The sequence below is a fragment of the Bittarella massiliensis (ex Durand et al. 2017) genome (assembly GCF_001486165.1).
GTDB lineage: Bacteria > Bacillota > Clostridia > Oscillospirales > Ruminococcaceae > Bittarella > Bittarella massiliensis.
The window spans coordinates 592631-606548 of the sequence record NZ_LN908975.1 but is presented as its reverse complement, the minus strand read 5'-3'; the positions used below and the strand labels follow the sequence as shown (position 1 = coordinate 606548).

Here is a 13918-nt window from a genome sequence, read left to right as displayed (position 1 = left end):
AGCCGGTTGCAGCCGGCCGCCGCCCCTGCCGCCCTTTTATTTTCCCGCGAGAGGAGGAAGCGCCGTGGACGGACAGCGGGACCTGTTTTCCATCGACATACAGTACGTCAAAGGGGTGGGGCCGAAGCGGGCCGAGCTGTTTTCCAAGCTGGGCATCGACTCGGTGGGCGCCCTGCTGCAATTTTACCCCCGGGCCTACATCGACCTGCAGCAGACGCTCCCCCTCTCCCAGGCGCCCTTTGACGCCCCCTGCGCGGTGCTGGGGCGGGTGGTGCGCAAACTCCCCCCCGCCCGGCTGGGCGGGGGCAAGACCCTCTACAAGCTGCTGGCCACCGACTTCACCCAGGACTTTGCCGTCGTCTTCTGGCAAAACCGCTTCCCCTACGAGTCCCTCAAGGAGGGACAGGACTACCTCTTCTACGGAAAATTCAGCGGCACCCTGACCCAGCGGGAGGTCAACTCCCCCCTCTTTTTGCCCGAGGGGGAGCGGCGGGACCTGCTGCCGGTCTACCCCCTGACCAAGGGGCTGACCTCCAAGGCGGTGGCCACGGCGGTGGAAAACGCCCTCGCGGCCTACGGGGAGGAGATCCCCGACCCCCTGCCTGCCCCGGTGCAGGCCGAATACCAGCTCTGCCGGGCGGGGTACGCGGTGAAGAACATCCACCGCCCCGAGACCGCCCAGGCCGCCCAGACCGCCCGCCGCCGGCTGATTTTCGAGGAGCTGCTGGTGTTGCAGTTGGGGCTGGGCAGCCTCAAAAAAAAGGGGCGGGAGCACACCGACTTGCAGATCCCCGCCGCCGACCTGAGGCCTTTTTTGCAGGCCCTCCCCTACTCCCTCACCGGGGCGCAGCTGCGCTGCATCGGCGAGATCGGGGGGGACATGGCGGGGACGGTGCCCATGAACCGGCTGCTGCAGGGGGACGTGGGCTCGGGCAAGACGGTGGTGGCCGCCGCCGCCGTCTACCGGGCCGCCCAGGCTGGGGTGCAGAGCGCCCTGATGGCCCCCACCGAGATCCTCGCCGCCCAGCACCACCGCACCCTGGAGGGGCTGCTTCGCCCCCTGGGGCTGGCCGTCGCCCTCCTCACCGGGTCGATGAAGGCCGCCGAGAAGCGGGCGGTGCTGGCCGGGCTGCAAGACGGCAGCACCGACTTGGTGGTGGGCACCCACGCCCTGCTGGGGGACGCGGTCTCCTTTGCTGAGCTGGGGCTGGTCATCACCGACGAGCAGCACCGCTTTGGGGTCAACCAGCGGGGCGCCCTGGGGGACAAGGGCCGCGCCCCCCACGTGCTGGTGATGAGCGCCACCCCCATCCCCCGCACCCTGGCGCTGATCATCTACGGCGACCTGGACATCTCGGTGCTGGACGAAAAGCCCGCCGGGCGGCGGGAGATCGAGACCTTTGCCGTGGGCTACGGCCGCTACCAGCGGGCCCTGAACTTCGCCGAGAAGCAGATTGCCGCCGGCCACCAGGTCTACGTGGTCTGCCCCCTCATCGAGGAGGGGGAGAGCGAACTGGAGAGCGTGAGCGCGGTGCGCGACCAGATGGCCGCCTACCTCCCCCACCGCCGCATCGGCCTGCTGCACGGGAAGATGAAGGCCCGGGAGAAGGAGGCGGTGATGGCCGCCTTCTCGGCCGGAGAGCTGGACGCCCTCTGCTCCACCACGGTGGTGGAGGTGGGGGTGGACGTGCCCAACGCCAACCTGATGATGATCCACAACGCCGACCGGTTCGGCCTCTCGGCCCTGCACCAGCTGCGGGGCCGGGTGGGGCGCTCGGACTGCCAGAGCTACTGCATCCTCCTCTCCAAGAGCGGGGGGGAGGGGGCCCGCAAGCGGCTGCAGGCCATGTGCGAGAGCTCCGACGGCTTCGCCCTGGCCAACCTGGATCTGGAGATGCGGGGCCCCGGCGACTTTTTTGGGGCGGCCCAGCACGGCCTGCCCCAGCTCAAGATCGCCGACCTGCTCACCGACCGCACCACCCTGGCCGAGACCTCGGCCGTGGCCCGCCAACTGCTGGACGAGGACGCCACCCTCCGCCGCTGGCCCCTGCTGCGCCAGGCGGTGGGGCGGCTCTTCTCCTCCATCTCCGAAAACGGATTCAACTGACCGCCGCCGCGGCCCCACCAGAAAGGAAGGACCCGCCATGTCCACCCTCTTTCAAAACGCCACCCTCATCGACGAACAAGGGCGCCTCTCCCCCCACACCGACTTGCTGGTGGAGGGGGGACTCATCGCCCGCATCGGCCCCCACCTGCCGGCCGAAGGGGCCCGGGGGATCGACTGCACCGGGCAGTTTTTGACCCCCGGGCTCTGCAACCTCCACGCCCACACCCCCATGAACATCTTCAAGGGGATCGCCGAGGACGTGAACATCGACGACTGGTTCAACCGGGAACTCTGGCCCTACGAGTCCAAGATCACCGACGAGGACATCTACTGGGGCTCCAAGCTGGCTATCGCCGAGATGGCCCAGAACGGGGTCACCGCCTTTGCCGACCACTACTTCGGCGGGGCGATGATCGCCCAGGCCGCCCGGGAGTGCGGGCTGCGGGCGGACATCGCCTACACCGCCTTCGGCTTTGGGGGGGACGCCGCCGCCGAGATACAGGCCACCGAGGACCTGATGGACGCCTGTGCCGGCGACCCCCTGGTGCAGGTGCGCTTTGGCCCCCACTCCCCTTACATGTGCACCCCGGAGGTGCTCACCGCCCTCGTCGAGCGGGCCCGGGCCCGGGGGGTGGGCATCCACCTGCACGTCTCCGAGACCGCCGCCCAGGTGGCCGAGAGCCGGGAGAAGTACGGCCGCACCCCCTTTGCGGTGGTGGCCGACTGCGGGGGCTTCACCCTGCCCTGTATCGTCGCCCACGCCCTCTACATCGAGGAGGGCGACCTCCCCCTGCTGGGGGAGGACACCTTTGTCGCCGTCTGCCCCAAGACCTATCTCAAGTTGGGGATGGGCGAGGGCGGGCTCTGGCGGCACTGGAAAAACCTCCGCCTGGCCACCGGCACCGACGGGGCGGCCAGTTCGGCCACCGTTAACCCGCTGGAACAGGCCCGGCTCTTCGCCCTGCTGGGCAAGTGGCGGGACCAGGCCGAGGACTTCGCCCTGAAAGACATCTGGCGGCTCCTCTTTGCCGGGCACCAGGCCCTGGGCTTTCACAGCGGCCGGTTAAAGGAGGGCTGGGCCGCCGACCTGAACGTCTGGTCGCTGGACGACCCCGCCACCGACCCCCTCTATGATCCCCTGGCCGCCATCCTATACAGCGCCGACCCGGCGCGGGCCATCCGCCACACCCTGGTCGGCGGCCGCTTTGTCAAGGAGGACGGCCGCCTCACCTTCGATGTGGAGGAGATCTTGCGGGAGTCCGCCCGCTGCGCCGCCGCCATCGGAAGGCGGGGCAAAGGGGAGAGCAAACTCTTCTTTTGACACCCATCCCGCCCTATTTTAAGGAGGAAACCGAGATGCCCGTCACCCCTGTGGACGACCGACAGACCGACTACCTGGCCCTGGTGCGCCAGGGCTATGACAACTGCGCCGCCGACTACTGCGCCGCCCGCAGCGGGGACCGGGAGCCAGCGCTGGACTGGCTGCTGCCCCTTCTGGCCCCCGAGGACCGGGCCTTGGACATCGGCTGCGGGGGCGGGGTGCCGGTGACCCGCGCCCTCTGCCAACGCTGTCGGGAGGTGGTGGGGGTCGATCTCTCCCCCGCCCAACTGGCCATCGCCCGCAGGCAGGTACCGGAGGCCCGGCTCCTCTGCGGCGACTTTCTGGAGCTGGCCATCGAGGGGCCCTTTGCGGCGATCACCTGTTTTTACACCCTCTTTCACACCCGGCGGGACCTCCACCCCGCCTTTCTGCACAAGGTGAAGGAGCTGCTGGCCCCGGGCGGCTACTTCCTCTTCTCCGCCGCCCGGGAGGACGAGCCCTCCTACACCGAGCCCGACTTCTTCGGCACCACCATGTACTGGAGCAACTTCGCCGCCGCCATCTACCGGGAACTGCTGGAGGAGATGGGCTTCTCGGTGCTTCGGAGCGAAGAGGTGCTCTGGGGCGCGGGGGAGCGCCACCCCTTTTTGCTGGCGAGAAAGGACAGCGACCGCTGAATCTCGCCCCTTCCCTCTCTTTTTCTCAAATATCGAGGAAAAAGAGGGGGATTTTCTTTGCCTTTTGTCGAATCATCAGCCCTTGCTCGGCTAACCATTCTTTTTTCCAATGGAGCGGGCCGGGGCGAATGGTGGCCGGCCTGTCCCGAATATGCTATACTAAAACCCATAGAAAACCTCGAGCAGCGCCCGGCGCACCGGCCCCTTCCGGTGCGCCGGGCGGTTCACAGGAAAGGCGGTACAGCAATGGGATACAGCTTAAATCACCGAGAGACCGACGCCCTCTTCGACCGGCTGGCGGCAGAGTACAAAATCTATGCCCCCAAGCGGTTTGCCAAGCAGGGGCGCTACTCGGACACCGACATCGTGCGCTATGACGAGATTCACACGGCAGAGGAGATCGTCTGGGACAAGAAGTCCGACTTCTCCGCCAAAGAGGTGCTCACCCCGGTGACCGAGCCCATCTTCTACTTCACCGAGGACGAGTACCGGGAGAGCGGGGCCCCAAAAAAGAAGATCCTCATCTTCCTGCGGCCCTGCGACATCAACGCCTTTGAGCACCAGGACCGCATCTACCTGGACAATGGCGGCTTCTGCGACAGCTACTACCAGCGGATGCGGGAGAAGACCCGCTTCGTGCTGATGGAGTGCACCGAGGGCTGGGACACCTGTTTTTGCTGCTCCATGGGCGCCAACAGGGCAGAGGAGTACAGCGCCGCCGTCCGCCACACCGAGGAGGGGATCTTCTGGTCGGTGAAGGACGAGGAGCTGGCCCCCTATTTCGCCGGCTGTGAAGAGGTCGACTGGCAGTTGCAGTTCATCGAGAAAAACCAGTTTGACGTCAAGATCCCCGAAATCGCCGACAAGGAGACCCTGGCCAAGCTGAAAAAGCACCCCATGTGGCAGGAGTACAACGACCGCTGTGTCAGCTGCGGCAGCTGCACCCTGGCCTGCAGCACCTGCACCTGCTTTACCACCCGGGACAAGATCTACAGCGAGAACGCCAAGGCCGGCGAGCGCCGCCGGGTGCACGACTCCTGCCAGATCGCCGGATTCGACGCCATGGCCGGCGGGCACGGGTTCCGCACCACCCCGGCCGATCGCATCCGCTATCGGGCCCTCCACAAGGTGCACGATTACAAGGCCCGCTTTGGGGACTACCACATGTGCGTCGGCTGCGGCCGATGCAGCGCCCGGTGCCCCAAGTTCATCTCCTTCCCGGCCATCATCAACAAGATGAGCGCCGCCCTGGAGGAGATCGCGGCCGAAGCGTCGAAATAGAGTGAGGAGGACGACCCTATGACAAATCCCGTGATGCCCAAAGCACACCGCATTTTACATATCAACCACGAGACGGAGATGGAGTACACCTTCCGCATCGAGGCCGACTTTGTCCCCGAGCACGGGCAGTTCTTTCAGCTCTCGGTCCCTCGGGTGGGCGAGTGCCCCATCTCGGTGAGCTCCTTTGGCGAGGGCTGGCTGGAATTCACCATCCGCGCCGTGGGCAAGGTGACCGACGAGCTGTTCTCCATGCGCCCCGGCGACGAGATGTTCCTGCGCGGGCCCTACGGCAAGGGCTGGCCGGTGGAGGAGCTGCGGGGCAAACACCTGGTGTTTGTGACCGGCGGCACCGGTCTGGCGCCGGTGAAGAGCTGGCTGAACAAGCTCTACGACGAGCCGGAGATGGCCGAGAGCGTCCACCTGATCGCCGGGTTCAAAAACGAGGCCGGCATCCTCTTCAAGCCCGACCTCGCCCGCTGGAAGGAGCGCTTTTCCACCCACTACACCCTGGACAATGACCAGATCGAGGGCTGGAACACCGGGCTGGTGACCAAGTTCATCCCCGAGATCCCCTTTGACACCTTTGGGGGCAACTACGCCGTGATCATCGTCGGGCCCCCGGTGATGATGCACTTCGCCGCCCTGGAAGCGGTGAAATGCGGGGTGCCGGAGGAGAAGATCTGGGTCTCGTTCGAGCGCAAGATGTCCTGCGCGGTGGGCAAGTGCGGCCACTGCCGCATCGACGAGACCTACGTCTGCCTGGAAGGGCCGGTATTCCCGTACACCGTGGCCAAAAACCTGCTGGACTAAGGGGAGGCATTGAGGATGAACTGCGATATCAACATCAAACAACTGCAAAAAAACTGCTGGCGGCAGTCCAAGGTGCCCGGTGAATTCATGCTGCAGCTGCGGGTGCCCGGCTCCCTGATCGAAGCCAAGCACCTGGAGCGGGTGATCTACATCGCCAACACCTGGGGCAACGGCCTCTTTCACGTGGGGATGCGCCACACCCTGAACGTCCCCGGCGTCAAGTACGAAAACATCCCGGCGGTCAACGCCTACATCAAAGACTACATCTCCCAGGTGGAAAATGAGATGTGCGGGGTGGAGATGGAGGAGTCGGAAAACGGCTACCCCACCATCGGCGCCCGCAACATCATGGCCTGCATCGGCAACCGCCACTGCATTCTCGCCAACTACAACACCCAGGAGCTGGCCAAGAAGATCGAGCCCCTCATCTTCCCCAGCCACTACCACATCAAAATCGGGATGTCCGGCTGCCCCAACGACTGCGGCAAGGGCCAGTGCAACGACTTCGGCATCATCGGCCAGGCCAAGATGGACTACGTCTACGACCGCTGCATCGGCTGCGGCCAGTGTGTGGACGCCTGCAAGAAGCACGCCACCGGTGTGTTGAGCATGACCGAGGACAAAAAGGTCGCCAAGGACGCCTGCTGCTGCCTGGGCTGCGGCGAGTGCGCTGTGGTCTGCCCGGCCGGGGCCTGGGTGCGCCAGCCCAAGAAGTTCTTCCGCATCACCATCGGCGGCCGGACCGGCAAGCACACCCCCCGCCTGGGCAAGACCTTCATCAACTTCGCCACTGAAGAGGTGGTGCTGGGGGTGCTGGGCAACTGGCAGAAATTCTCCGCCTGGGTGCTGGACTACAAGCCCGTCTACATGCACGGCGGCCACCTGATCGACATGGCCGGGTACGAGAAGTTCAAGGAGATGATCCTCGACGGGGTGGAGCTCAACCCCGAGGCCAAGGTCGCCCAGCGGATCATGTGGGCCGAGAGCGAGATGCGGGGTCAAATCAACGTCATCCCCATCGGCGAGCACCCGGTGGCCGGCCCCCAGCAATAAAGGCGCACCGCGCCTTTATTGCTGTTTGGCAGCAAAGCTCTGCGCACAATGTGCGCAGTTTTGCATAAGCAAAACCGCTTTGCAGCCCCGCTGCTGGGTGGGGCGTCGGATGCAGGAGCGCCCGGCCGAGGGGAGCAAGCCGCTCCCCCCCTGCGCCGGCTGGAAGGGATGCTTTTCCCGGCACGCTGGGTATGCGCTGTTTGGCGGCTCTCCTCCATTCGCCCCGCTCACGGTTTTGCTCAGGCAAAACCGGAGAGCAGACCCACTGCTGGGTGAGGCGTCGGATGCAGAAGCGCCCGGCCGAGGGGGGCAAGCCGCTTCCCCCCTGCGCCGGCTGGAAGGGATACTTTTCCCGGCACGCTAGGCCTGCGCTGTCTGGCGGCTCTCCTCCGTTCGCTCCGCTCGCGGTCTTGCTCAGGCAAAATCGGAGAGCAGCCCCGTTACTGGGTAAGGCGTCGGATGCAGGAGCGCCCGGTCGAGGGGAGCAATTCCCTTCCCCCCTGCGCCGGCTGGAAGGGATGCTTTCCCCGGCACGCTGGGCCTGCACTGTCTGGCGGCTCTCCTCCGTTCGCTCCGCTCGCGGTTTTTCTCAGGTAAAATCGGAAAGCAGCCCCGCTGCTGGGTGGGGCGTCGGATGCAGGAGCGCCCGGCCGAGGGGAGCAAGCCGCTTCCCCCCTGCGCCGGCTGAAAGGGATGCTTTCCCCGGCACATCCAGTACAGTGCCGAACAGACCTGCCGCATCGGCAAGTGTTTGGGTCAGGCAGGACGAGGTGTTTGTCCTTCCACACCCCGTCAAAAAAAAGGGGGGGAGAGAGCCTCTCCGGCAGGCCCAGACCGCGGGGCCACCTGCCAGAAAAGGGGCTTCCCGCCGCAAAAGGGCGCGTTCTTTGCACCCTGTAAAGGGCGCTTTTAGACAGATATTTGCGCGATCCACAAGGGCCAGGCGGCGACAGGCCGTTTGGCCCTTGTCTTTGCCCCATCGCCGGGCTTACAATAGAGAAAAGCGCTGCGCTTTGGCGCAGTATCCCGGCGCAACCCGCACAAACCCCACAAGAAGGAGGCTTCCCCTGTGAAACTCGTGATTGGCACCCGGGCCAGCCGGCTGGCCCTCATCCAAACCCAGTGGGTGGCGGACGCCCTTCGCCGCCAGAATCCGGCGGTGGAGGTGGAGATCAAGACCATCACCACCAAGGGCGACCGCATTCAGGACCTGCCCCTGGACCAAATCGGCGGCCAGGGCATCTTCACCCGGGCCATTGTCGCCGCCCTGCGCAGCGGTGAAATCGACTTGGCGGTGCACAGCCTCAAAGACATGCCCTCCGCCATGGAGGAGGGGTTGGACCTGGCCTGCGTCCCCGCCCGGGAGGACCCGAGGGACGCCCTGGTGACTCGCCCCGGCATCGCCTCGCTGGAGGAGCTGCCTATGGGGGCCAAAATCGGCTGCGGCAGCAAGCGGCGCATCTGCCAGCTGCTGGCCATCCGCCCCGACTTGGAAATCCGCCCCATCCGCGGCAATGTGGACACCCGCCTCAGCCGCATCGAAAGAGACGGGCTGGACGGCACCATCCTGGCGGTCTCCGGCCTGAAGCGGCTGGGGTGGGAGGGACGCATCTGCTACCCCTTCTCCCCCGACGAGATGATCCCCGCCTGCGGCCAGGGGGCCCTGGGGCTGCAGATTCGCGCCGATGACCGGGCGGTGAAGGCCGCCCTGGCCCCCCTGGAAGATCCCCTGGCCACCCGCCAGGCAGCGGCAGAACGGGCCTTTCTCGCCGCCGCGGGAGGGAGCTGTCACCTGCCGGTGGGGGCCTACTGCCGGGTGGAGGAGGGCCGCTCCACCCTGCTGGGGATGCTGGGGACCGAGGACGGCCCCCTCTGGGTCGAGGGGCGGGAGAGCGCCCCCGCCGGGGAGGAGGCCGCCTTGGGCCGCCGCCTAGGCGAGCAGCTAAAAGCCCAACTGGCCCAGCGCCTGCGGGAGACGGACCGATGAGCGGGCTTGTCTCCATCGTCGGGGCGGGGCCGGGGGACCCCGGTCTTTTGACCCTGCGGGCCGCCGACCGGCTGCGCCGGTGCGACTGCGTGGTCTACGACCACCTGGCGAGCCCCCGGCTGCTGGCCCTGACCCCCGCCGGCTGCGAGCAGATCTACGCCGGGAAGGAGGCGGGCAACCACGCCCTCCCCCAGGAGGCACTCAACGCCCTTCTGGCGCAGAAGGCAAAGGAGGGCAAGCGGGTGGTCCGCCTCAAGGGGGGCGACCCCTACGTCTTTGGACGCGGGGGGGAGGAGGCCCTCTACCTGAAGGGGGCGGGGGTCCCCTTTGAGGTGGTGCCGGGGGTGACCTCGGCGGTGGCGGGGCTCTGCTGCGCGGGCATCCCCATCACCCACCGGGGGCTCGCCACCTCCTTTCATGTCTACACCGCCGCCAGCCGCACCGGGGAGGACCCGGTGGACTGGGCCGAGGCGGCCCGGCAGGAGGGGACCCTGGTCTTTTTGATGGGGCTCTCCCGGCTGGAAAATACCTGCCGGAAGCTGCTGGAAAACGGCCTGTCCCCCGACACCCCGGCGGCGGTGGTGAGCCGGGCCACCACCCCCTTGCAGCGGACCGTCCGCGCCCCTCTGGGAAAGCTGGCGGCGGCGGTGCGGGCGGCCGAGCTGCCCCCGCCGGCCATCACCGTGGTGGGGCAGGTGGCCTCGCTGGGCGGGGTGTTGGACTGCTTTGAGGAGCGCCCCCTCTTTGGGCGCACGGTGGTGACCACCCGGCAAAAATCCCACGGCTTTGACCTCTCCGCCGCCCTGGAGGCGGCGGGCGCACGGGTGGAGCGGCTGGACGCCATCCGCATCCGCCCCTGTCCGGGGGAGGACCTGCAGCAGGCCTTTGCCCGGCTGGGGGAGTACAGCTACCTGATCTTCACCAGCCAGAACGCGGTGCGCATCTTCCTGGAGGAGCTCCGCCGCTCGGGCAGAGACCTGCGCGCCCTGGCAGGGCCCTGCCTCTGCGCCGTGGGCCCCGCCACCGCCGCCGCCCTGGCCCGGGAGGGGTTGACGGCCGACCTGACCCCGCCCCGCCACACCTCAGCCGGGCTGTGGGAGGTACTTGGGGACCGGCTGGGGCCGGGCGACCGGGTCCTCTACCCCCGGGCCAAAGCGGTGCGGGGAAAACTGGGGGAACTGCTGCCCACTCGCTGCCCCACCGACCAGGTGGTCCTCTACGAGACGGTGGAGGAGGCCCGCGACCTGGGGGGCGCCCTGGCGGCCCTGCGGGACGGAGAGGCCGATTACCTGACCTTCACCAGCCCCTCGGCGGTGGAGAGCACCCTGCGCGCCCTCGGCCCCGACCCGGCTTCCTGCCTGGCGGGCACCAAAATCGTCAGCGTCGGCCCGGTGACCAGCGGCTGCCTGCGCGCCCACGGGCTGGAGCCGGCGCTGGAGAGCGGGCGCTGCACCGCCGAGGAGATGGCCCGGCTCATCGTCGAAGACGGCCGGGCCTGAGCCTGTGAGGAGGAGATTTCCATGTCCTATTACCCGCTGATGATTCAGCTCGCCGACCGACCGGTGCTGCTGGTGGGGGGCGGCCGGGTGGCCCGGCGAAAGGCCGATGCCCTCCTCTCCGCCGGGGCGGCCCTGCAGGTGGTGGCCCCGGTCCTCTGCGACCGGCTGGCCGAACTGGCCGCGGGGGGCGCGATCACCTGGCGGCAGGGGGTGTTCGCCCCCGCCGACTTGGAGGGGATCTTTCTGGCGGTGGCCTGTACCGACCGGCGGGAGGTCAACGCCCGCATCGGCGCCCTCTGCCGGGAGCGGGGGGTCCTCTGCTGCCTCTGCGACGATGCGGAGCAGTCGGACGCCATCTTCCCCGCGGTGGTGAAGCGGGGGGCGTTTCAGCTGGCGGTCTCCACCGGGGGGCAAAACCCCGGCCTCGCCAGGGAGGTGAAAAAGCGCCTCTCCCACCAGTTTGGGCCGGAGTACGCCGCCCTCTGCCAGGAGAGCGGCCAGGCGCGCCAGGCCATCCTCCGCGCCGCCCAGGGCGCCGAGCGGGAGGCCCTGCTGCGCCAGCTGGACGCCGCCGCCCTGGAGGGCACCGGTCTCCCCGCCGAGGAGGACTAGGCCTGGACGGGCCGCTCCCAAAAGGGCGGCCGCCAAAATCCCCTTCTGTCCATCAGGCAGGGGATCTTTGCCATTTGTTTGGCGCCGTGGTATAATCTGAACAAAGAAAAAGGGGCTGCTCTGCCAGTCCTTTTTTAACGAGACAAGGGATGTGACGACCGATGAAGAAAAACACCAAGATCCTCTTGGCGGTGCTGGCGGTGCTGGCGCTGCTGGTGGCCGTAGGGGCCCTGGCCGGGGTCTACCTGGCCCTGCGCCCAGGCACCCAGGCTGGGGCCAAAGCGGTGGTGGTGACGGTGGCCGCCGGGGAGAAAAGCGACGAGCACACCCTGCACACCGACGCCGAGTACCTGGGCCAGGCCCTGTTGGACGCCGGGCTGGTGAAGGGGGAGGACGGCCCCTACGGCCTCTACATCACCGAGGCGGGCGGCGTCTGTGCCGACAGCGCCAAGCAGCAGTGGTGGTGCCTGACCAAGGGCGGCGAGCCGGTGAGCACCGGGGTGGACACCACCCCCATCGCCGACGGCGACCGGTTTGAGCTGACCCTCACCACCGGCTACTGATGCGCCCGGCCCCCCGCCTCTCCCCCCGGCCCCTGGTGGTGACCGCCCTGCTGGCGGCCATCCTGCTGCTGGCGCAGATCAGCCTCTCCTTTCTCCCCAACATCGAGCTGGTGACCCTGCTGCTCCTCTGCTACACGGCGGTCTTTCCCCTGCGGCAGGTGCTGGGGGCGGTGCTGGTCTTTGACCTGTTGGAGGGGATCCTCTACGGCTTTGGCCTCTGGTGGGTGATGTACCTCTACGTCTGGCCCATCTGGGTGCTCCTCTCCCTAGCGCTGCGGCGCACCTCCTCCGGGGTGGTGCGGGCGGTGGCGGCAGGGGGGTACGGCCTCTGCTTTGGGGCCCTCTGCGCCCTGCCCTACCTGGCCTTTGGCCCGGGGGCGGCCCTGGCCAACTGGGTCTCGGGCATCCCCTTCGACATCGCCCACTGCGCCGGCAACTTCCTCACCACCCTGCTGCTCTACACCCCCTTGGTCAAGGGGCTCTCCCTGCTGCAGCGGCAGGGAGGAGGGGCCGCCACAGACGGGGATAGGCAGCCGTAGCTGCCTCCCCACGCTACCCAAAAAGTGAAATTAAAAATGCGTGGCAAAAAGAGGCCCCCCGATGTAGGAGAAACGCTACATCGAGGGGCCTCTCTGCAAAAAAGCAGAAGTGAGGGCAAAGGCGAGGGCAAGGATGGGAAAAACCGGCGCAAACGGGCAAACTGTCAGGGGGCGGGATCAGCGCCCTTCGCGCCGGAGCATTTCTAGCCGGGCACCGTTTTCAATCGCCCCACCCGCGCGGAGTGTGGCGTTTAACCGCTTGCCGGCGTTGGGGGCGACATAGGGGTTTTACTCCGACTGCCTGCGCGGGGTATGACCGACTCCCCTTGAGGTGCAGGTGGGGCTTCGGTTTCAATCCCCCCAGCCCCTGGGACAGTTTGAGATAGGGAAAATTGGCCGGGGCAGATCGAGGCTATCTCTCCCCCAGCGCCTCCAAAATGGAAATCAGATCTTGCGCCGCCGGGGAGCAGGCCCGCCCTTCGGGAAGGATGTAGGAGAAGCTGCGGCTATAGGACTTGTGGGCGGGCAGTTCCACCAGCTCGCCGGAGGCCAACTCCCCCTCCACCACCAGCTGGGAGAGGACGGTCACCCCCAGCCCCTGCTTGACCATCTCCTTGATGGCGTAGTTGGAGTTGCAGACGGCGGTGTGCTCGACGAGGATGTTGTTGGACTCGGTGAAGGCGCGCAGGTATTGTTCTGTCCCCGAGCCCTTCTCCCGGGTGACCCAGGGCAGCTTTCCCAGCAGACTGGCCGAGAAGCCGGGGACCCGCCGGGCCACCTGGGGGGCGGCCACCAGGATCATTCGGTCGGTGAAGAAGTCGATCCGGCGGAAGTTGTGGTGGATGTTGCGCCCCTCGATGAGGCCGATGTCCACCCGCCCCTCCGCCAGGGCATCGCAGGTCTGGCGGGTGTTGGCGATCTGCACCTCCACCACCACCTGGGGCCAGCGCTGGGCGTACTGCTCCAGCAACCGGGGCAGCAGGAAGTTGCCGATGGTCTCGCTGGCGCCGATGCGCAGCCGCTCCTCCCCCTGGTGGCGGCAGGCCTCCACCTCCTCAAAGGTCTGGCCCAGCAGGGCCAAGATCTCCTTGGCCCTGCGATAGACCACCTCGCCCTCAGCCGTCAGCTCCACCTGTTTGGAGTTGGCCGAGCGGGTCAGCAGCGTCACATTGCCGAAGAACATCTCCACCTTTTTTACCTGCTGGCTGATGGTGGGTTGGGAGAAGTTCAGCTTCTTCCCGGTCTTGGTAAAATTCTTGCTCTCCGCCACGTCGACGAAGGTCCTCAGCTCTTCAAACATGTGATCCCCCCTGGCCGGGCCGACGGCCCGCCCCTCTCGTTTTGCCTCTCTGCCCCGCTGTTCTCTCTGCCTGTGGGGCGCGGCCGAAAACCCGGCCTTTTTTCTATCATAGCACGCTTTTTCCCTTTTCTCAAACCCCTTTCGTCCCGCCCAAAGGGGAACATCTTCT

Annotated in this window: 12 protein-coding genes; 11 read left to right on the top strand and 1 reads right to left on the bottom strand. The window is 67.0% G+C overall.

Annotation, left to right across the window (positions count from 1 at the left end):
• Positions 1-64: 64 nt before the first annotated feature.
• From recG to BN3266_RS03150, 11 genes are all read left to right on the top strand, one after another.
• Positions 65-2107, top strand: coding sequence for an ATP-dependent DNA helicase RecG (gene recG / locus BN3266_RS03200; protein WP_242861706.1), 2043 nt, complete (start codon positions 65-67; stop codon positions 2105-2107).
• A gap of 37 nt (positions 2108-2144) precedes the next feature.
• The gene (locus BN3266_RS03195; RefSeq protein ID WP_059003708.1) at positions 2145-3428 is read left to right on the top strand and encodes an amidohydrolase family protein; all 1284 of its coding nucleotides are present in this window, start codon (positions 2145-2147) and stop codon (positions 3426-3428) included.
• 35 nt (positions 3429-3463) lie between these two features.
• The gene (locus BN3266_RS03190) at positions 3464-4105 is read left to right on the top strand and encodes a class I SAM-dependent methyltransferase (protein ID WP_059003706.1); all 642 of its coding nucleotides are present in this window, start codon (positions 3464-3466) and stop codon (positions 4103-4105) included.
• Between the two features lie 246 nt (positions 4106-4351).
• Entirely contained in the window at positions 4352-5386 is a 1035-nt protein-coding gene (gene asrA / locus BN3266_RS03185) for an anaerobic sulfite reductase subunit AsrA (RefSeq protein ID WP_059003705.1), read from the top strand.
• A gap of 18 nt (positions 5387-5404) precedes the next feature.
• Positions 5405-6196, top strand: coding sequence for an anaerobic sulfite reductase subunit AsrB (asrB, locus tag BN3266_RS03180; protein WP_059003703.1), 792 nt, complete (start codon positions 5405-5407; stop codon positions 6194-6196).
• 15 nt (positions 6197-6211) lie between these two features.
• The gene (gene asrC, locus BN3266_RS03175) at positions 6212-7249 is read left to right on the top strand and encodes a sulfite reductase subunit C (protein ID WP_021660422.1); all 1038 of its coding nucleotides are present in this window, start codon (positions 6212-6214) and stop codon (positions 7247-7249) included.
• Between the two features lie 1069 nt (positions 7250-8318).
• The gene (gene hemC, locus BN3266_RS03170) at positions 8319-9236 is read left to right on the top strand and encodes a hydroxymethylbilane synthase (protein ID WP_059003701.1); all 918 of its coding nucleotides are present in this window, start codon (positions 8319-8321) and stop codon (positions 9234-9236) included.
• Complete coding sequence (gene cobA, locus BN3266_RS03165; RefSeq protein WP_059003699.1) at positions 9233-10735, top strand: uroporphyrinogen-III C-methyltransferase; 1503 nt, start codon at positions 9233-9235, stop codon at positions 10733-10735. Before hemC ends, cobA begins: the two co-directional genes overlap by 4 nt.
• Before the next feature lie 21 nt (positions 10736-10756).
• Positions 10757-11347, top strand: coding sequence for a precorrin-2 dehydrogenase/sirohydrochlorin ferrochelatase family protein (locus BN3266_RS03160; RefSeq protein ID WP_059003697.1), 591 nt, complete (start codon positions 10757-10759; stop codon positions 11345-11347).
• 161 nt (positions 11348-11508) lie between these two features.
• Positions 11509-11910 (top strand): DUF4430 domain-containing protein, encoded by a 402-nt coding sequence (locus BN3266_RS03155; protein ID WP_059003694.1) that lies wholly within the window; start codon positions 11509-11511, stop codon positions 11908-11910.
• Positions 11910-12449, top strand: a complete 540-nt coding sequence (locus BN3266_RS03150) for a hypothetical protein (RefSeq protein ID WP_059003691.1) — start codon at positions 11910-11912, stop codon at positions 12447-12449. Before BN3266_RS03155 ends, BN3266_RS03150 begins: the two co-directional genes overlap by 1 nt.
• Before the next feature lie 412 nt (positions 12450-12861).
• Here BN3266_RS03150 and BN3266_RS03145 read toward each other — a convergent pair whose 3' ends face one another.
• Positions 12862-13749, bottom strand: coding sequence for a LysR family transcriptional regulator (locus BN3266_RS03145; protein ID WP_059003689.1), 888 nt, complete (start codon positions 13747-13749; stop codon positions 12862-12864).
• Positions 13750-13918 lie beyond the last annotated feature (169 nt).

Excerpts from the sequence above, each read along its gene's own strand:
- BN3266_RS03195 (WP_059003708.1), top strand. The coding sequence starts at position 2,145 with ATGTCCACCCTCTTTCAAAACGCCACCCTCATCGACGAACAAGGGCGC.
- asrC (WP_021660422.1), top strand. The coding sequence starts at position 6,212 with ATGAACTGCGATATCAACATCAAACAACTGCAAAAAAACTGCTGGCGG.
- BN3266_RS03160 (WP_059003697.1), top strand. The coding sequence starts at position 10,757 with ATGTCCTATTACCCGCTGATGATTCAGCTCGCCGACCGACCGGTGCTG.
- asrB (WP_059003703.1), top strand. The coding sequence starts at position 5,405 with ATGACAAATCCCGTGATGCCCAAAGCACACCGCATTTTACATATCAAC.
- cobA (WP_059003699.1), top strand. The coding sequence starts at position 9,233 with ATGAGCGGGCTTGTCTCCATCGTCGGGGCGGGGCCGGGGGACCCCGGT.
- BN3266_RS03145 (WP_059003689.1), bottom strand. The coding sequence starts at position 13,749 with ATGTTTGAAGAGCTGAGGACCTTCGTCGACGTGGCGGAGAGCAAGAAT.
- BN3266_RS03155 (WP_059003694.1), top strand. The coding sequence starts at position 11,509 with ATGAAGAAAAACACCAAGATCCTCTTGGCGGTGCTGGCGGTGCTGGCG.
- asrA (WP_059003705.1), top strand. The coding sequence starts at position 4,352 with ATGGGATACAGCTTAAATCACCGAGAGACCGACGCCCTCTTCGACCGG.
- BN3266_RS03190 (WP_059003706.1), top strand. The coding sequence starts at position 3,464 with ATGCCCGTCACCCCTGTGGACGACCGACAGACCGACTACCTGGCCCTG.
- BN3266_RS03150 (WP_059003691.1), top strand. The coding sequence starts at position 11,910 with ATGCGCCCGGCCCCCCGCCTCTCCCCCCGGCCCCTGGTGGTGACCGCC.